Below are 17,897 nucleotides of genomic sequence, written 5' to 3' on the forward strand. Positions count from 1 at the left end.
TACTGCGTCTTACATCATCACGACGTCGAACTGCTCCTGGTTATAGAGCGGTTCGATTTGTACTTTTACCTGTTTGCCGACAAAGATTTCCACTTCCGCCAGCGCGTGTGATTCTTCGCCTTTCAGCGCTTCAGCCACCGCAGGGGAAGCATAGACCAGAAAACGATCGGAGTCGTAGGCATGATGGACACGCACGATTTCACGCATAATTTCGTAGCAGACGGTCTCAACCGTCTTTACCGTTCCGCGTCCATGGCAGGTTGGGCATTCATTACACAGCACATGCTCAACGCTTTCACGGGTACGCTTGCGCGTCATTTCCACCAGGCCCAGCTGTGAGAAACCGTTGATGCTGGTTTTCACGCGATCTTTGCTTAGCGCCTGCTCCAGCGAGTGCAGCACGCGGCGGCGATGGTCTTCATTGCTCATATCAATGAAGTCGATGATGATAATGCCGCCGAGATTGCGCAGACGAAGCTGGCGCGCAATCGCCTGCGTGGCTTCGATGTTGGTGTTGAAGATAGTGTCATCAAGATTGCGATGGCCGACAAACGCGCCGGTGTTGATATCAACGGTGGTCATCGCTTCGGTCTGATCGATGATCAGATACCCGCCGGACTTCAGCTCAACCTTACGCTCCAGCGCGCGCTGGATTTCGTTTTCGACATCATAGAGATCGAAGATCGGCTGACGCCCCGTGTAATGCTCCAGCAGGCCAGGCATTTCCGGGATGTACTCGGCGGTGAACTCCAGCAGCGCTTCATAGGTCAGGCGCGAATCCACGCGAATGCGGTCGAGCTGCGCATCGGCAAAGTCACGCAGAACGCGCTGCGCAAGCGCCAGTTCACCGTAGAGCTGGTAGCGGGTCTGGTTGCGTTTTTTACGCTCCATCACCTTGGTCCAGACGCGCTTCAGGTAAGCCGCATCCGACGCCAGGTCTTCTTCGCTGATCCCTTCCGCGGCGGTACGGATAATAAACCCGCCCTGTTCATCACAGTAAGCGCTGACCACTTTCTTCAGACGCTCGCGCTCGCTTTCGCTCTCAATACGCTGCGAAACGCCCACGTGCGACGCGCCGGGCATAAAGACCAGATAGCGGGAAGGTAAGGTAATGTCGGTGGTCAGACGGGCACCTTTGGTGCCAAGAGGATCTTTCACCACCTGCACCATTAAGTCCTGGCCCTGACGCACCAGCTCGGAAATGTCGCGCACGGCAAACTGTTTTTGCTCTTCACCCGCGACGCACTCGGTGTGCGGCATGATATCGGAGGCATGTAAAAATGCCGCCTTATCCAGTCCAATATCTACAAAAGCCGCCTGCATACCCGGCAGTACACGACTGACACGACCTTTGTAGATATTGCCTACTATTCCGCGCCGCGCTTCACGCTCAATATGAATTTCCTGAAGAATGCCACCATCAATATAGGCCACACGGGTTTCCGATGGCGTTACGTTTACCAACAATTCAGCCGTCATAATTATCCCTTCCCTCACGCAGTGAGTTAAAATTGCTCAGCAACTCATACGTTTCCACCAGCGGTAAGCCGACTACGGCGTGATAGCTGCCATTAATCTTCCTGACAAAACAGCCACCCAACCCTTGAATACCGTATGCACCTGCTTTATCCATCGGTTCACCGCTGGCAATATAAGCGGCGATCTCGTCGTCGGTTAGCACTCTGAACATCACGTCCGTAACCACCAGGCAATCCAGCACGTTTTGGCTGTCAGCCAGCGCGACGGCGGTCATGACCTGATGCGTTTGCCCGGACATTTTGCGCAGCATGCGCGCCGCATGTTCGGCGTCGCGCGGTTTCTCAAGCACTTCACCGTTAAGAATAACGATGGTATCTGCCCCCAGCACGGGGAGATCGCGTGGCACGCTGGCGACGCCAGCTTGCGCTTTCTCGCGCGCCAGACGAGACACGTACTGCTGAGCACTTTCGCCCTCAGCACGTTTTTCTTCAATGCCGGTCACGATGCGTTCAAAAGAGACCCCTAACTGCGTCAGGAGCTCCTGACGGCGCGGGGAGCCGGAAGCGAGATACAAAGACGTCATAGAAACCTTTTATTGCACAGCAAACTGCTGGCGAACCTTACGCATCAGCAGGAATAACCATGGCCAGAGCACACCGTTTACTACACTACTCCAGAACACTTCCGGTCGGAAAGAGACGTTGATCACTAAAAACTCTGCCCAGAAAACAACGATATCCGCAGCGAGCGACAGCAACATCACCACCAGCGCCTGTTGCCAGAGCGCAAGGTTACGGAAGAGCTGGAATTTCAGTGCGACGAGATACGCGATAATGCTCATGGATAACGCGCGTACGCCAAGCGTAGAACCGCTAATGAGATCCAGTATGGCACCCATCACAAATCCCGTGCCGACATTTACGCGGTGCGGCAGAGCAAGGATCCAGTAGAGCAAAATGAGCAAGACCCAGTTTGGCCGGAAAACGAGAATGTCATCCGGCCAGGGCATAATCTGCAGCAACAGTGCAATGAGGAACGAGAGCCAGATGACCCAGCGTCCCTGGCTACGATAGCTTGCCACTACTGCCCTCCCGAAGAGAGTTTAGGCGGTGGCGGCGCATCAGGCAGCGGCTGCGTTAATCCTGTTGCCGGCGCGGGCACTGGCGCAGGCGGCCCCATGGAGTCAGCTGGCGGAAGAACCTGCGGCATCATCTGCATCAGGCGTTCATTCGCCACGCGATGCACCTCTTCAGGCGTCATCGGGTTTGCACCGTTACGATCGGCGCCCCAGAGCAGCAGCAGATAGCGCAGACGCTGTAAACCAGCGGTTGGACGCGCCTGAATCACGGTATAGGCACGCTGAGTATCCAGCTTCACGGAAGAGACCACGGCGACCGGATAACCTTCCGGGAAGCGTCCCCCCAGACCGGACGTCACCAGCACGTCACCGACACGGATGTCCGTGTTGGCAGGCAGATGTTCCAGCTGCAGATCGTCCGTGCAGCCATTACCGGCCGCAATCACGCGGATGTCGTTACGCAGAACCTGAATCGGCAGCGCGTGAGTGGCATCGCAAATCAGCAGCACGCGGCTGGTCAGTTTGGCTACCGCAACAACCTGGCCTACTACGCCTTTATCGCTGATAACTGGCTGACCTTCATATACCCCGTTCACGCTGCCTTTGTCGATCACAACCTGATCGCTGTAAGGGTCGTTCACGGTGGAGATCACCTGCGTAACCATCTTCTGCTCATCCTGACGCAGCGGCGAGCCGAGCAGTTCACGCAGACGCGCGTTTTCCTGCTTATATTGCCCCAACATCAGCAGTTCGCTGTTTTTCAGCAGCAGTTCCTGGCGTAATGCCCGGTTTTCGAGTTCGAGCTGGTCTCGCGAAGACAGCGTTTGTGAAACGGAGTCGAGCAGTTCACGGGGACCATTGGATATAAAGTAGAAAGGACTGACGGCGGTATCCATGTACGTTCGAATCTGGCTGAACGTACCGAGGCGGCTATCGGCAATAATGACCCCGAGCGCAACCAGAACCGCCAGAATGAGGCGAAACTGTAGCGATGGGCCACGGCTAAAAATTGGCTTCATAGGCTATGCGTATTCTCGTGTCAGAGAGAAAGGGTAGCGATACGCTACCCTTTCACCATGACTACTCTTCGCTGAACAAGTCGCCGCCGTGCATGTCGATCATTTCCAGCGCCTTGCCACCACCGCGGGCGACGCAAGTCAGTGGATCTTCTGCAACTACGACAGGAATACCTGTCTCTTCCATTAACAGGCGGTCGAGGTTACGCAGCAGCGCACCACCACCGGTCAGAACCATACCGCGTTCGGAGATATCGGATGCCAGTTCTGGCGGGCATTGTTCCAGCGCAACCATCACCGCGCTCACGATGCCGGTCAGCGGTTCCTGCAGCGCTTCCAGAATTTCGTTTGAGTTCAGGGTAAAACCACGTGGAACACCTTCCGCCAGGTTACGGCCACGCACTTCGATCTCGCGCACTTCATCGCCCGGATACGCAGAGCCGATTTCGTGCTTGATGCGCTCTGCGGTTGCTTCACCGATCAGAGAGCCGTAGTTACGGCGCACGTAGTTAATGATCGCTTCGTCGAAGCGGTCACCGCCGATACGTACGGAAGAGGAGTACACCACGCCGTTCAGAGAGATAACGGCCACTTCAGTGGTACCACCACCGATATCCACCACCATAGAGCCGGTGGCTTCGGAAACAGGCAGGCCAGCACCGATGGCCGCAGCCATTGGCTCTTCAATCAGGAACACTTCACGCGCACCTGCGCCCTGAGCGGATTCACGGATTGCGCGACGTTCTACCTGGGTTGCGCCAACCGGCACACACACCAGAACACGCGGGCTTGGACGCATGAAGCTGTTGCTGTGAACCTGCTTGATGAAGTGCTGAAGCATTTTTTCAGTCACGAAGAAGTCAGCGATAACGCCGTCTTTCATTGGGCGAATGGCGGCAATGTTGCCAGGGGTACGACCCAGCATCTGCTTCGCGTCATGACCCACTGCGGCCACGCTTTTCGGCGAGCCTGCACGATCCTGACGAATGGCCACAACAGAAGGCTCATTCAATACGATGCCTTGTCCTTTTACATAAATAAGGGTATTCGCGGTACCCAGGTCAATGGACAGGTCATTGGAAAACATGCCACGAAATTTTTTCAACATACTAAGGGATAATCCTGAAAGCTGGGGCGGAAAACAAAATCCGCTTACTTTACCAACCACACGCAGCAGCGACAAGGCGCAAAAATCATCTGCAACGGTGAAAATTTGTGCAGTACGTTTCCTGATGTTACAAAATCATCCCCTGACTCCCTCAGGGCTGAGTAAACAGTCGTGTTCCTCACAAACATTTGTAACCCGTTAAAGGTCGTTCACTGGCTTTTTGCTCGACATACTCAAAGCTACAGGCGCGATATTCTACGTGAAAACAAAGTAAACGGCAGGTCAAACAGAGTATCTTTGCAAATATTTTTTCACGTTGGTGTCAAGCGGCTGAGAGGCGGCAAAAAAATCACCCTGACCGCCCATAACACCGCGCTCTGTTAACATCTGCCATTCACCTCTGGAGCGCACGCCCGTGGCAAATACTTGCGTTCGCGTTCCCTTGCACGCTTCAACCAGACTCTGTACCAGCAGCTGGTTTTCCGTGCGCTTTTCAATATTCCTTACCAGCCCCGGATGTAATTTTAATAACTCGACATCCAGCTCCTTGATCCAGTTGGTACTGACCAGCGTTAAACCTGCCTGCGTCACCGCTACGCGCGCGCCGAGCGCGTTGATCAAACGTACCACCGGACGCAACCGGCTGATGTGTTGACCCACATCAGCCTCAGCAAGTTCAAAAATAATGCGTTTGCGTTGCGATTTTTCGCATTGCATTAAGCTATCACGCAGCCAGCGCTGAAAACGCGGGCGAATTAACGACTCCACGGTAACCTGTAATGCCAGAGTTTCGTCAGGCCAGAAGGATAAAAACGGGATCAACCGCGTAATTTGCTGGCGGTCATACTCTTCGGACAGCCCAAATTGCAGCACCATCGGCAGATATTCCGCAGAAATAACCTCTTCCGTGCCGTCAAAAATACGGCACAGCAGCTCGCGGTGGTGGACGTTACCGTTTTTCTGGACCGCCGGCTTTTGATAAATTCGTGGTCCACCGCGACTCAGCATTTGCTCAATCAGAGTACGCCAGCGCACGTTTCCGCGCCCTTTTTCCGGCAGCGAATCGTCATAGACCGCCCAACCGTTCGCCCCCTGCAGCACGGCATTACGGGTCGCCGCTTCCGCATGCTCCATTACCTGCTCTGTCGACTGCCCGCCGCGCCAGGCGCAGATCCCCATATGGACCATATCGTCTCTGTCGAGCATTTTGCTTTGCGGCAGCGCGTCGACGGCCTTCAGCAGCTGGCTGGCGATGCTCTCTGACTCCTTGAGCGTGCGATGCGGCAGCAACACGGCAAAGTCGCTGCGGTGGTAGCGGGCCAGCAACGCCCCTGGGTAGCGCATAATAAAGGTGGAGAGCAGGTTGATCAGCGTAAAGAGATTTTCTTCCGCGGCGCGCTGTCCCCAGGTATCACGCAGCAGATCGAAATCGGGCAGGCGGACCATCATCACCACCCCGTGGGTGCCCACTTTTTCCGGGTCGTCGAGCAGCGTGGCAAGCTGGTTGTCAAAGAAAAGGCGGTTGTTCAGGCCTGTTTTATTATCCTGCGCGGCATAAGAGCGGATCAGCGTATCCATACGGCTGCGCTGTTCGCTGGCAAACTGGATTTCGGAGAGCAGCGTATCCAGCGCGCTGCTGGCGCGTGACGGCCATTCGTGAACCGAGCCGCGCACCTGCGGGCCGCGTTCACCGTTCAGGATACGTACGGAGCGGATCTCCAGCAGCTCCTGGCCTGAAAGCTGGCGGCGCAGCCAGCGGACCGCGAGAAAAATCAGCAGAATAATGAATGCGACAGCGACGGTGAGCGGCGCAGTGGTCATCATGGAGCGGAAATAGCTGGCCATCGGATCGAGGTAGACCATGTGGATGGTCATGCCCGGATTTTTGAGGGAGTGTACCGTCACTTCACGATACTGGCTTACCACGCCCGCAGGTCGATAACTTCCCTGCCGTTCATGGCTTAACACCTGATGCTTTCCCTGCTGAATGTCGATCTGAATAATATCAACCGGCACCATCAACTCATCCAGTTCCCGGGATAGCTCAGGGAGCGGCGTAGTCAGCAGACGCGTATCAATGACCGACGCAACAGATTCCACCCGGTTGACCAGTTTGTCCTGAATGGCGTTATAAAAGCTCAGAGAGCAACCAAGAAGCGTGACAAAGATGGTAAGCCCCGTCAGCAAGGTAATAAAAGCCGAGAACTTCGTCGTTAATCGCATCCTTGAGATTACTCCGTGGGTTGATGGGGTAGCGAGTAAGCGCTAACTTGCATTTCAAATGCGGCATACTACCAAACCTGGCGTATCTGGCAATTTATTGCGTTAAATCGGCATTGCTTTACCCTGAGCGAGTATAGTCTTCAGAAAGTTTTTTCCCATCATATGAGTTGTGAGGACCCCGTATGCAGGCTTTGATCTTAGAACAGCAGGACGGCAAAACGCTTGCCTCAATACAGGCCGTAGAAGAGAGCCGACTGCCGGAAGGCGAAGTAACCGTCGACATCGACTGGTCCAGTTTAAATTATAAAGATGCGCTGGCTATTACCGGTAAGGGTAAAATCATCCGAAATTTCCCTATGGTGCCGGGTATCGATTTTGCTGGCCGGGTTCACAGCAGCGAAGATCCGCGTTTCCATGCTGGCCAGCAGGTGCTGCTCACCGGCTGGGGCGTGGGTGAAAATCACTGGGGCGGGCTGGCAACGCAGGCTCGCGTGAAGGGTGACTGGCTGGTGCCGATGCCAAAAGGCATGGATGGCCGCAAAGCGATGATCGTCGGCACCGCAGGCTTTACCGCCATGCTGTGCGTGATGGCCCTTGAAGATGCTGGCGTTCGTCCTGAGTCAGGTGAAATTGTCGTGACCGGTGCCAGCGGAGGCGTGGGCAGCACGGCAGTCACGCTGCTGCATAAACTGGGTTATCAGGTCGCGGCGGTTTCTGGCCGTGAAAGTACGCATGACTACCTGCGCCAGCTCGGTGCCAGCCGCATTCTTGGCCGCGATGAGTTTGCTGAAACCCGCCCGCTGGAAAAACAGCTCTGGGCAGGCGCGGTGGATACTGTCGGTGATAAGGTGCTGGCAAAAATTCTGGCGCAGATGAACTACGGCGGCTGCGTGGCAGCCTGCGGCCTGGCGGGTGGATTTGCCCTGCCAACGACCGTGATGCCATTTATTCTGCGTAACGTCCGCCTGCAGGGTGTGGATTCCGTAATGACGCCTGCGGCTCGCCGTGCAGAAGCGTGGGAGCGTCTGGTGCGCGATCTGCCGGAATCATTCTATACGCAGAGCGCTACCGAGATTACGCTCGACCAGGCACCGGAATATGCCAGTAAGATTATGGATAACCAGTTCCACGGCCGCGCGCTGGTGAAAATCGCCTAATCTTCAAATTTTCGTGACATATTCGCGCTAATCCTTCTCCTCCGTCATGCTTAGAAAAACGCATGACGGAGGATGCCATGAAAAACCGAAAACTGACGGAAGCCGACGTAACGTCTGAGTCTGTCTTTATGTTACAGCGCCGCCAGATCCTGAAAATGCTTGGCATCAGCGCCACCGCACTGACGCTCTCTCCAGCGGCACACGCCGACCTGCTCGACTGGTTTAAAGGCAACGATCGCCCTAAGGCGCCTTCCGGTACGCCACTTACCTTTACCAAACCCGCCGAATGGCAAAACTCGCTGGCGCTCACGCCGGAAGATAAGGTCACCGGCTACAACAACTTCTACGAATTTGGTCTGGATAAAGCCGATCCTGCCGCCAATGCTGGCAGCATGAAAACCGATCCGTGGACGCTGAAAATCGACGGCGAAGTGGCGAAACCGCTGACGCTGGACCATCACGATCTGACCACCCGCTTCCCGCTCGAAGAGCGTATCTATCGCATGCGCTGTGTCGAGGCCTGGTCGATGGTGGTGCCCTGGGTAGGCTTCCCGCTGCATAAGCTGCTGGCGATGGTTGAACCCACCAGCAATGCAAAATATGTCGCCTTCCAGACGCGCTACGCCCCGGACGAGATGCCGGGTCAGAAGGATCGTTTTATCGGCGGCGGGCTTGAGTATCCGTATGTCGAAGGGTTGCGTCTCGATGAAGCCATGCATCCCCTTACCCTGCTGACCGTCGGCGTTTACGGCAAGGCGCTCCCGCCGCAGAACGGTGCCCCCACCCGTTTAACCGTGCCGTGGAAATATGGTTTCAAAGGGATTAAATCTATCGTCAGCATTAAGCTGACCCGCGAGCGACCGCCAACGACCTGGAACCTGGCAGCCCCGAACGAATATGGTTTCTTTGCCAATGTGAACCCGCATGTGGATCATCCTCGCTGGTCGCAGGCGACGGAACGCTTTATTGGCTCCGGCGGCGCGCTGGACGTGAAGCGTCAACCCACGCTGCTGTTTAACGGCTATGCGGATGAAGTGGCGTCCCTTTATCGTGGTCTCAATTTACGGGAGAACTTCTGAGTGCGTTTAACGGCAAAGCAGATCACCTGGCTGAAAGTGCTGCTGCATTTAGCCGGGATACTTCCTTTTCTCTGGTTGTTCTGGGCGGCCAGTCAGGGGCTCTTTAGCGCCGATCCGGCAAAGGACATTCAGCATTTTACGGGTCGGATGGCTCTGAAATTTTTGCTGGCAACCTTGCTCGTCTCGCCGCTGGCGCGCTACGCTAAACAACCATTATTGATACGCACCCGACGGCTTTTGGGGCTATGGTGTTTTGCCTGGGCGACGCTGCACCTTACCAGCTACGCCCTGCTAGAACTGGGAATTAACAATCTGGAGCTGCTTGGCCGCGAACTGGTGACTCGACCTTATCTGACGCTGGGTATCGTGAGCTGGGTGGTTTTACTGGCCTTAGCACTCACATCTACGCAATATGCGCAGCGCAAGCTGGGCCGTCGCTGGCAGTTACTGCACAACTTCGTCTATCTTGTCGCGATCCTCGCGCCCATTCATTATTTGTGGTCGGTGAAGATCCTCTCTCCGCAGCCGGTCCTCTATGCGCTGGCAGCCGTGGCGCTTTTAGCATGGCGTTATAAGAAGTTCCGTCAGTGGTTGCGATAGTTCGCGAAACTGTGCGTTTTCCCGCAGATTACCTCTCAACCGCAAATCTTTTTTGGATTGCGGTTGATAATCTTCCCTGATAAGACCAGTATTTAGCTGCCAAATGCTACGAAATCGTTATAATGTGCGACCTTGGTTCGCCCGACAGTGGTTTTAGGCCTCTGAAATGGTGACATTTGCGCTTCGACGGTATATTTTGTTTTTTACCGGAAGATCGCAGGAGATAGCGGCATAATGACTGATAAGTTCCATATCTTAGTTTTAAACGGACCGAACCTGAACATGCTCGGGACCCGTGAGCCAGAGAAGTACGGCACGCTGACATTGAGCGAAATTGTTAACCGTCTGAGCACGGATGCAACCTCGCTGAATGTGGATTTGGACCATTTTCAGTCAAACGCGGAGTACGCAATCATCGACCGTATTCATCAGGCTAAAGACACTGTGGACTATATCCTGATCAATCCGGCCGCGTTTACGCACACCAGTGTTGCTATCCGCGACGCACTGCTCGCGGTGAGTATCCCGTTTATCGAGATCCACCTGAGTAACGTGCACGCCCGAGAGCCGTTCCGCCACCATTCGTATCTGTCGGATATCGCTGCTGGCGTTATCTGCGGACTGGGCGCAGACGGCTATTCATACGCTTTACAGACAGCGGTAAAACGCTTGTCACAATCACACTAAACAAGAGTACGGAACCCACTCATGGATATTCGTAAGATTAAAAAACTGATCGAGCTGGTTGAAGAATCAGGCATCTCCGAACTGGAAATTTCTGAAGGCGAAGAGTCTGTACGCATCAGCCGTGCAGCCCCAGCCGCTAGCTTCCCGGTAATGCAGCAAGCTTACGCTGCGCCAGTGCAGCAGCCTGCGCTTTCCGCAGCCGTTGCGCCAGCAGCAGCTGAAGCCGCACCTGCCGCTGCAGCAGAAATCAGTGGTCACATCGTACGTTCCCCAATGGTTGGTACTTTCTACCGCACCCCGAGCCCGGACGCGAAGGCGTTCATCGAAGTGGGTCAGAAAGTCAACGTAGGCGATACCCTGTGCATCGTTGAAGCGATGAAAATGATGAACCAGATCGAAGCTGACAAGTCAGGTACTGTGAAAGCGATTCTGGTCGAAAGTGGTCAGCCGGTTGAATTTGACGAGCCGCTGGTCGTCATCGAGTAACGAGGCGAACATGCTGGATAAAATTGTTATCGCCAACCGTGGCGAGATTGCACTGCGTATTCTTCGTGCCTGTAAAGAACTGGGCATCAAGACCGTGGCCGTGCACTCAAGCGCGGATCGCGATTTAAAACACGTATTGCTGGCGGATGAGACGGTCTGTATTGGCCCGGCTCCATCCGTAAAAAGCTATCTGAACATCCCGGCTATCATCAGCGCCGCTGAAATCACCGGCGCGGTGGCAATTCATCCGGGTTATGGTTTCCTCTCTGAGAACGCCAACTTTGCTGAGCAGGTTGAACGCTCTGGCTTTATCTTCATCGGTCCGAAAGCCGACACTATCCGCCTGATGGGCGACAAAGTGTCTGCGATCACCGCGATGAAAAAAGCCGGTGTTCCAACCGTACCAGGCTCTGACGGCCCTCTGACCGACGACATGGATGCTAACCGTGCTCATGCTAAACGCATTGGCTACCCGGTTATTATCAAGGCGTCCGGCGGCGGCGGCGGTCGCGGTATGCGCGTTGTGCGCAGCGATGCTGAACTGGCGCAGTCCATCTCCATGACCAAAGCAGAAGCGAAAGCCGCTTTCAGCAATGACATGGTGTACATGGAAAAATACCTGGAAAACCCACGCCACATCGAAATTCAGGTGCTGGCTGACGGTCAGGGTAACGCGATCTATCTGGCAGAACGTGACTGCTCCATGCAGCGTCGTCACCAGAAAGTGGTCGAAGAAGCACCAGCGCCGGGCATTACCCCGGAACTGCGTCGCTACATCGGCGAGCGTTGCGCCAAAGCGTGTGTCGATATCGGCTATCGCGGGGCGGGTACCTTTGAGTTCCTGTTCGAAAACGGCGAGTTCTACTTCATTGAGATGAACACCCGAATTCAGGTTGAACACCCGGTTACCGAAATGATCACCGGCGTTGACCTGATTAAAGAGCAGCTGCGTATCGCAGCCGGTCAGCCGCTGTCCATCAAGCAGGAAGAAGTTGTGGTGAAAGGCCATGCGGTAGAGTGCCGTATCAACGCCGAAGACCCGAACACCTTCCTGCCAAGCCCGGGTAAAATCACGCGTTTCCACGCGCCGGGTGGCTTTGGTGTACGTTGGGAATCTCATATCTACGCCGGCTACACCGTACCGCCGTACTATGACTCAATGATCGGTAAGCTTATCTGCTACGGCGAAAACCGTGACGTGGCGATTGCCCGCATGAAGAACGCCCTGCAGGAGCTGATCATCGATGGTATCAAAACCAACGTTGATCTGCAGATGCGCATTATGAGCGACGAGCACTTCCAGAATGGTGGAACTAACATCCACTACCTGGAGAAAAAACTCGGTCTTAACGAGAAGTAAGACTGCTCTCACGCGACAAGGCCGGATTATCCGGCCTTTTTTATTTCTGGGGATCGCCACGCCCCATCATGTACAATCCCCGCTTTCTGCATCCACAAGGGACAAAAAATGGACAAACGTTTTGTTCAGGCCCATAAAGAAGCGCGCTGGGCGCTGTGGCTGACCCTTCTCTATCTTGCCGCATGGTTAGTAACCGCTTACTTACCTGACTCCGCCATTGGCATCACCGGCCTGCCGCACTGGTTCGAAATGGCCTGCCTGCTGGTACCGCTGGTGTTTATTCTGCTGTGCTGGGCAATGGTGAAATTCATCTATCGCGATATTCCGCTGGAGGACGATGATGCAGCTTGAAGTCATTCTGCCGCTTGTCGCATACCTGCTGATCGTGTTTGGTTTGTCCATTTATGCCATGCGTAAAAGGGCGACCGGCGCTTTCCTGAGTGAGTATTTCCTCGGCAGCCGGTCTATGGGCGGCGTTGTACTGGCGATGACGCTGACCGCCACCTATATCAGCGCCAGCTCGTTTATTGGCGGCCCCGGTGCTGCCTATAAATACGGATTAGGCTGGGTATTGCTGGCCATGATCCAGCTGCCTGCCGTCTGGCTCTCGCTCGGTATTCTTGGCAAAAAATTTGCCATCCTGGCGCGCCGCTATAACGCCGTAACGCTCAACGATATGCTGTTTGCCCGCTACCGCAGTCGCTTGCTGGTGTGGCTGGCGAGCTTAAGCCTGCTGGTGGCCTTTATTGGCGCGATGACGGTACAGTTTATCGGCGGGGCTCGCCTGCTGGAAACGGCGGCCGGGATCCCCTACGAGACAGGCTTGCTCATCTTTGGGGTAAGCATTGCGCTATATACCGCGTTTGGCGGGTTCCGCGCCAGCGTGCTGAACGATACGCTACAGGGAATGGTTATGCTCATTGGCACGATCGTTCTGCTGGTGGGGATTGTTCATGCGGCTGGCGGCCTCAGTCATGCCGTGGAAACTCTGGAAGCGATTAACCCGAAACTGGTTTCACCGCAGGGCGCGGATGACATCCTTTCTCCGACGTTTATGACGTCGTTCTGGGTGCTGGTCTGCTTCGGGGTAATTGGCCTGCCGCATACCGCCGTGCGCTGTATCTCCTATAAAGACAGCAAAGCCGTTCACAAAGGGATCATTATCGGGACGATAGTGGTCGCGATTCTGATGTTTGGTATGCACCTGGCGGGCGCGCTGGGACGTGCGGTGATCCCTGACCTTACCGTGCCGGATCTGGTGATCCCGACGCTGATGGTCAAAGTGCTGCCGCCCTTCGCCGCCGGGATTTTCCTCGCGGCGCCAATGGCGGCGATTATGTCGACCATTAACGCCCAGTTACTGCAAAGTTCCGCTACGATCATTAAAGATCTCTACCTGAATCTTCGCCCTGAGCAGGTTGAAAATGAACGCCGTCTGAAGCGAATGTCGGCCGTCATCACCCTGGCGTTAGGGGCTCTGCTGCTGTTGGCCGCATGGCGTCCGCCGGAGATGATTATCTGGCTGAACCTGCTTGCGTTTGGCGGCCTTGAAGCCGTTTTCCTGTGGCCGCTGGTATTGGGGCTCTACTGGGAACGCGCGAATGCTGCAGGCGCGCTGAGCGCGATGATTGTCGGCGGCGTGCTTTACGCTGTGCTCGCAACGTTTAAAATCCAGTACCTGGGCTTCCATCCGATTGTGCCTTCGTTACTGCTAAGTTTACTGGCGTTTGTGGTGGGGAACCGTTTCGGCCAGCCCGCCCCGCAAACCGCTATGATTTCTACTGATAAATAAAGAGTTTTGCCATGCCGTGGATCCAACTAAAACTGAATACAACCGGCGCGAACGCCGAAGAGCTGAGCGATGCGCTGATGGAGGCCGGATCTGTCTCCATTACCTTCCAGGACACGCATGACACGCCGGTGTTTGAGCCGCTGCCGGGCGAAACGCGCCTGTGGGGTGACACTGACGTTATTGGCCTGTTTGATGCCGAAACCGACATGAAAGAGGTCGTCGCTATTCTGGAAAATCATCCACTGCTGGGCGCGGGTTTTGTGCACAAAATCGAACAGCTGGAAGACAAAGACTGGGAACGCGAGTGGATGGATAACTTCCACCCGATGCAGTTCGGCAAACGCCTGTGGATTTGTCCTAGCTGGCGCGATGTACCGGATGAAAATGCCGTCAACGTGATGCTCGACCCAGGCCTGGCGTTTGGCACCGGCACCCACCCAACCACCTCTCTGTGCCTGCAATGGCTGGACGGTCTGGATCTGGACGGTAAGACGGTGATCGACTTCGGATGCGGCTCCGGGATCCTCGCGATTGCCGCCCTGAAACTGGGCGCGGCGAAAGCCATCGGGATCGATATCGATCCGCAGGCCATTCAGGCCAGCCGCGATAATGCAGAGCGTAATGGCGTCTCCGATCGTCTGGAGCTGTATCTGCCGGATGCACAGCCAAAAGCCATGAAAGCCGATGTGGTGGTCGCTAACATTCTCGCGGGCCCGCTGCGTGAACTGGCCCCGTTAATCAGCGTTCTGCCTATTGAGGGCGGTCTGCTGGGCCTTTCCGGGATCCTGGCAAGCCAGGCGGACAGCGTTTGCGAAGCCTACACCGATCTTTTCGATCTCGACCCCGTTGTAGAGAAAGAAGAGTGGTGCCGTATTACCGGTCGTAAAAAATAAGTATTTGGCGTGGTCCTCTGACCACGCTTTCTCCCCTCTGGCATTCTTCCTTTTTCAGGTAAAATAACCCTACAAATCATAAGGGTAAATTATGATTTGGATAATAAAATTCACAGGAAGAATATTATGAGACTCATTTATAGCAAGGCAGCGCTGTTAGCGCTGAGCATGATCTCGGCTTCAGCATGCGCATCACACTGGAGCTACAAAGGAGAAGGTTCACCGGAGCACTGGGGCGAACTGGATGAGGCATACAAAACCTGTCAAAGCGGAATGTACCAGTCTCCGATTGATATTGATTCAACCGCTAACGCCCATCTTTCCCCGCTGCAAACGCACTACATTGATGGCCCTGTGACGCTGACAAACAACGGCCATACCATTCAGGCAAGCGAACAGGCTGACACCCGCGACACCATCACGCTGGATAAGCAAACCTGGACGTTACAGCAGTTCCACTTCCACGCGCCGAGCGAAAATACCGTGCATGGCAAGCATTACGCGATGGAAATGCACCTTGTACATAAAAATGCGAAGGGAGAGCTGACGGTTGTTGCAGTCATGTTCGACAAAGGGGCCAGGAATCCGGAGCTTGATAAACTGTGGAACGTAATGCCTCAGCAGGCTGAGCAGAACGTCTCCATCAAACAGGATCTCAATCTGAACACACTGCTGCCGAAAGATAAAACGTACTGGCGCTTTAGCGGCTCGCTGACTACACCACCATGTTCGGAAGGCGTCACCTGGATTGTGCTCAAGCACCCTCTGACGGTCTCTGCCGAGCAGCTCGAAAAATTCACCCACACAATGCATCACGATAATAACCGTCCGGTACAGTCCCTCCATGGTCGTGTTGTCGTCGAATAACGACTATTTTTTGTCCTGATATCATGTTCTAAAATGCGACGCAGATCGCAAAGAAGTAGGGAAATCTGCTGCTAAAAACAGCAGATTATCCCGCTCATGTGTCGCATTTATTCAGAAATGATGAGAAGTTACGGGAAATTGTAAGCGCACATAAAATAACCACCACCGCATAACCCAATGATTTCAATAATGAATAATTTTAAACGAAAAGATTGCGCGGCGATTCCTTGATCTACAACAGTGGATTGTTCAAAGTTTGGCCTTTCATCTCGTGCAAAAAATGCGTAATATACGCCGCCTTGCAGTCACAGTATGGTCATTTCTTAACTCATGCGCATCGGACACCACCAGCTTAGAAATCGCCTGATCGCAGCCCCAATGGCAGGTATTACCGACCGGCCGTTCAGGACGCTGTGCTATGAGATGGGAGCCGGTTTAACCGTATCCGAGATGATGTCGTCTAACCCGCAGGTCTGGGAAAGCGACAAATCCCGCCTTCGGATGGTGCACATTGATGAACCAGGTATTCGCACCGTGCAAATTGCCGGAAGCGTCCCTGAAGAGATGGCAGATGCCGCGCGTATTAACGTGGAAAGTGGTGCCCAGATTATTGATATCAATATGGGTTGCCCGGCCAAAAAGGTGAATCGCAAGCTTGCAGGTTCAGCCCTTCTGCAATACCCCGACCAGGTGAAAGCTATCCTGACGGCGGTTGTCAGCGCAGTGGACGTTCCTGTTACGTTAAAGATTCGCACGGGTTGGTCGCCGGAACACCGTAACTGTGTAGAGATTGCCCAACTGGCCGAAGACTGTGGCATTCAGGCCCTGACCATCCATGGACGCACTCGCGCCTGTTTGTTCAATGGTGAAGCTGAATACGACAGCATTCGGGCAGTTAAGCAGAAGGTTTCCATTCCGATTATCGCGAATGGCGACATAACTGACCCGCTTAAAGCCAGGGCTGTACTCGACTATACGGGAGCTGATGCTCTGATGATAGGACGTGCAGCTCAGGGAAGACCCTGGATCTTCCGGGAAATCCAGCATTATCTGGACACTGGGGAGCTGCTTGCCCCACTGCCTCTGGCAGAGGTAAAGCGCTTGCTTTGTTCGCATGTTCGGGAACTGCATGACCATTACGGTCAGGCAAAAGGGTACCGAATTGCGCGTAAACACGTCTCCTGGTATCTCCAGGAGCACGCTCCAGATGACCAGTTTCGGCGCACATTCAACGCCATTGAGGATGCCAGCGAACAGCTGGAGGCGTTGGAGGCATACTTCGAAAATCTTGCGTAATGAAATAAAGAGCTGACAGAACTATGTTCGAACAACGCGTAAATTCTGACGTACTGACCGTTTCTACCGTTAACTCTCAGGATCAGGTAACTCAAAAGCCCCTGCGTGACTCGGTTAAACAGGCACTGAAGAACTATTTTGCTCAACTGAACGGTCAGGATGTTAATGACCTGTATGAGCTGGTACTGGCTGAAGTTGAACAGCCACTGTTGGACATGGTGATGCAATACACCCGCGGTAATCAGACCCGCGCTGCGCTGATGATGGGTATCAACCGTGGTACTCTGCGTAAGAAACTGAAAAAATACGGCATGAACTAATTTCGATTAGCTAACTGCTTGTTTAAAAAGGCGCTACCTGGCATGGGGATGCGCCTTTTTTATTACCCGCTTCTGTCACCGTCAACGCTTTGTAAACCTTCCCTTATCCCGCTTTTAAACCGCTGCTTTTCGTGTATATTTCCACCACTTCAGTGGCTCTCTTCTCGCGGAATGACACAATGATTCGTAAATACTGGTGGCTGGTTGTCTTTGCAATCTCCGTTTTCCTTTTCGATGCCCTCCTGATGCAGTGGATTGAACTGATGAGCACCGAAACCGACAAGTGCCGCAATATGAACTCCGTCAATCCGCTGAAATTAGTGAACTGTTCAGAACTCGATTGACTCCCTCACGTCACTGCCGCCCCGTTATTACCTACGAAAAACGGGGATTTAAATCCCTTTGAGCCGTTCCCTTACGGTGATAATGTCTCGCCCTTCTCAACCGCTCTTGCGT

The 17,897-nt window shown here is 54.3% G+C and carries 19 protein-coding genes; 13 read left to right on the forward strand and 6 right to left on the reverse strand.

Annotated features, from left to right (window positions below):
* Positions 1–9 precede the first annotated feature (9 nt).
* From rng to csrD, 6 genes are all read right to left on the reverse strand, one after another.
* A complete protein-coding gene (gene rng / locus ACWKXT_RS20665) occupies positions 10–1,479 on the reverse strand; it encodes a ribonuclease G (protein ID WP_008502847.1) in 1,470 nt (489 codons plus the stop codon).
* Positions 1,469–2,062: a Maf family protein gene (locus tag ACWKXT_RS20670; protein WP_454533316.1), complete on the reverse strand. Its 594-nt coding sequence runs from the start codon at positions 2,060–2,062 to the stop codon at positions 1,469–1,471. Before ACWKXT_RS20670 ends, rng begins: the two co-directional genes overlap by 11 nt.
* A 9-nt stretch (positions 2,063–2,071) precedes the next feature.
* Positions 2,072–2,560: a rod shape-determining protein MreD gene (gene mreD / locus ACWKXT_RS20675; protein ID WP_014071997.1), complete on the reverse strand. Its 489-nt coding sequence runs from the start codon at positions 2,558–2,560 to the stop codon at positions 2,072–2,074.
* A complete protein-coding gene (gene mreC, locus ACWKXT_RS20680) occupies positions 2,560–3,576 on the reverse strand; it encodes a rod shape-determining protein MreC (RefSeq protein WP_032650442.1) in 1,017 nt (338 codons plus the stop codon). The genes mreD and mreC overlap by 1 nt, the downstream gene beginning before the upstream one ends.
* Before the next feature lie 61 nt (positions 3,577–3,637).
* Positions 3,638–4,681 (reverse strand): rod shape-determining protein MreB, encoded by a 1,044-nt coding sequence (gene mreB, locus ACWKXT_RS20685; RefSeq protein WP_000913396.1) that lies wholly within the window; start codon positions 4,679–4,681, stop codon positions 3,638–3,640.
* 282 nt (positions 4,682–4,963) lie between these two features.
* Positions 4,964–6,904, reverse strand: a complete 1,941-nt coding sequence (gene csrD, locus ACWKXT_RS20690) for an RNase E specificity factor CsrD (protein ID WP_454529620.1) — start codon at positions 6,902–6,904, stop codon at positions 4,964–4,966.
* 182 nt (positions 6,905–7,086) lie between these two features.
* On the opposite strand from csrD, the gene acuI reads away from it, so the two are divergent.
* The 13 genes from acuI (at position 7,087) to ACWKXT_RS20755 (ending at position 17,785) form a co-directional block, all read left to right on the forward strand.
* Positions 7,087–8,061 carry an acrylyl-CoA reductase (NADPH) gene (gene acuI, locus ACWKXT_RS20695; RefSeq protein ID WP_454529621.1) on the forward strand — a complete coding sequence of 325 codons (975 nt, stop codon included), beginning with the start codon at positions 7,087–7,089 and terminating at the stop codon, positions 8,059–8,061.
* A 77-nt stretch (positions 8,062–8,138) separates the two neighbouring features.
* The gene (gene msrP, locus ACWKXT_RS20700; protein ID WP_454529622.1) at positions 8,139–9,140 is read left to right on the forward strand and encodes a protein-methionine-sulfoxide reductase catalytic subunit MsrP; all 1,002 of its coding nucleotides are present in this window, start codon (positions 8,139–8,141) and stop codon (positions 9,138–9,140) included.
* Positions 9,141–9,740: a protein-methionine-sulfoxide reductase heme-binding subunit MsrQ gene (gene msrQ / locus ACWKXT_RS20705; protein ID WP_454533317.1), complete on the forward strand. Its 600-nt coding sequence runs from the start codon at positions 9,141–9,143 to the stop codon at positions 9,738–9,740.
* Positions 9,741–9,974: 234 nt separating this feature from the next.
* Positions 9,975–10,427, forward strand: coding sequence for a type II 3-dehydroquinate dehydratase (aroQ, locus tag ACWKXT_RS20710; protein WP_454533318.1), 453 nt, complete (start codon positions 9,975–9,977; stop codon positions 10,425–10,427).
* Between the two features lie 21 nt (positions 10,428–10,448).
* Positions 10,449–10,913: an acetyl-CoA carboxylase biotin carboxyl carrier protein gene (gene accB, locus ACWKXT_RS20715; protein ID WP_008502856.1), complete on the forward strand. Its 465-nt coding sequence runs from the start codon at positions 10,449–10,451 to the stop codon at positions 10,911–10,913.
* A gap of 10 nt (positions 10,914–10,923) precedes the next feature.
* A complete protein-coding gene (accC, locus tag ACWKXT_RS20720) occupies positions 10,924–12,273 on the forward strand; it encodes an acetyl-CoA carboxylase biotin carboxylase subunit (RefSeq protein ID WP_003860388.1) in 1,350 nt (449 codons plus the stop codon).
* Positions 12,274–12,381: 108 nt separating this feature from the next.
* A complete protein-coding gene (locus ACWKXT_RS20725) occupies positions 12,382–12,624 on the forward strand; it encodes a YhdT family protein (protein WP_006178860.1) in 243 nt (80 codons plus the stop codon).
* The gene (gene panF, locus ACWKXT_RS20730; protein WP_454529633.1) at positions 12,614–14,065 is read left to right on the forward strand and encodes a sodium/pantothenate symporter; all 1,452 of its coding nucleotides are present in this window, start codon (positions 12,614–12,616) and stop codon (positions 14,063–14,065) included. The genes ACWKXT_RS20725 and panF overlap by 11 nt, the downstream gene beginning before the upstream one ends.
* A gap of 11 nt (positions 14,066–14,076) precedes the next feature.
* Entirely contained in the window at positions 14,077–14,958 is an 882-nt protein-coding gene (gene prmA / locus ACWKXT_RS20735) for a 50S ribosomal protein L11 methyltransferase (protein WP_454533319.1), read from the forward strand.
* A gap of 126 nt (positions 14,959–15,084) precedes the next feature.
* Positions 15,085–15,825 (forward strand): carbonic anhydrase, encoded by a 741-nt coding sequence (locus ACWKXT_RS20740; protein WP_454533320.1) that lies wholly within the window; start codon positions 15,085–15,087, stop codon positions 15,823–15,825.
* A 330-nt stretch (positions 15,826–16,155) separates the two neighbouring features.
* Positions 16,156–17,121 (forward strand): tRNA dihydrouridine synthase DusB, encoded by a 966-nt coding sequence (gene dusB / locus ACWKXT_RS20745; protein ID WP_008502861.1) that lies wholly within the window; start codon positions 16,156–16,158, stop codon positions 17,119–17,121.
* A 23-nt stretch (positions 17,122–17,144) separates the two neighbouring features.
* On the forward strand, positions 17,145–17,441 hold the full coding sequence (gene fis / locus ACWKXT_RS20750; protein ID WP_000462905.1) for a DNA-binding transcriptional regulator Fis: 297 nt from the start codon (positions 17,145–17,147) through the stop codon (positions 17,439–17,441).
* A gap of 179 nt (positions 17,442–17,620) precedes the next feature.
* Entirely contained in the window at positions 17,621–17,785 is a 165-nt protein-coding gene (locus ACWKXT_RS20755) for a DUF2556 family protein (protein WP_014885446.1), read from the forward strand.
* Positions 17,786–17,897 lie beyond the last annotated feature (112 nt).

The sequence above is a fragment of the Enterobacter sp. UPMP701 genome (assembly GCF_053709515.1).

Coding starts and splice junctions, on each gene's coding strand:
- prmA (WP_454533319.1), top strand. CDS start 14,077: ATGCCGTGGATCCAACTAAAACTGAATACAACCGGCGCGAACGCCGAA.
- ACWKXT_RS20670 (WP_454533316.1), bottom strand. CDS start 2,062: ATGACGTCTTTGTATCTCGCTTCCGGCTCCCCGCGCCGTCAGGAGCTC.
- dusB (WP_008502861.1), top strand. CDS start 16,156: ATGCGCATCGGACACCACCAGCTTAGAAATCGCCTGATCGCAGCCCCA.
- acuI (WP_454529621.1), top strand. CDS start 7,087: ATGCAGGCTTTGATCTTAGAACAGCAGGACGGCAAAACGCTTGCCTCA.
- aroQ (WP_454533318.1), top strand. CDS start 9,975: ATGACTGATAAGTTCCATATCTTAGTTTTAAACGGACCGAACCTGAAC.
- csrD (WP_454529620.1), bottom strand. CDS start 6,904: ATGCGATTAACGACGAAGTTCTCGGCTTTTATTACCTTGCTGACGGGG.
- ACWKXT_RS20755 (WP_014885446.1), top strand. CDS start 17,621: ATGATTCGTAAATACTGGTGGCTGGTTGTCTTTGCAATCTCCGTTTTC.
- mreC (WP_032650442.1), bottom strand. CDS start 3,576: ATGAAGCCAATTTTTAGCCGTGGCCCATCGCTACAGTTTCGCCTCATT.
- msrP (WP_454529622.1), top strand. CDS start 8,139: ATGAAAAACCGAAAACTGACGGAAGCCGACGTAACGTCTGAGTCTGTC.
- accC (WP_003860388.1), top strand. CDS start 10,924: ATGCTGGATAAAATTGTTATCGCCAACCGTGGCGAGATTGCACTGCGT.
- rng (WP_008502847.1), bottom strand. CDS start 1,479: ATGACGGCTGAATTGTTGGTAAACGTAACGCCATCGGAAACCCGTGTG.
- accB (WP_008502856.1), top strand. CDS start 10,449: ATGGATATTCGTAAGATTAAAAAACTGATCGAGCTGGTTGAAGAATCA.
- fis (WP_000462905.1), top strand. CDS start 17,145: ATGTTCGAACAACGCGTAAATTCTGACGTACTGACCGTTTCTACCGTT.
- ACWKXT_RS20740 (WP_454533320.1), top strand. CDS start 15,085: ATGAGACTCATTTATAGCAAGGCAGCGCTGTTAGCGCTGAGCATGATC.
- ACWKXT_RS20725 (WP_006178860.1), top strand. CDS start 12,382: ATGGACAAACGTTTTGTTCAGGCCCATAAAGAAGCGCGCTGGGCGCTG.
- mreB (WP_000913396.1), bottom strand. CDS start 4,681: ATGTTGAAAAAATTTCGTGGCATGTTTTCCAATGACCTGTCCATTGAC.
- panF (WP_454529633.1), top strand. CDS start 12,614: ATGCAGCTTGAAGTCATTCTGCCGCTTGTCGCATACCTGCTGATCGTG.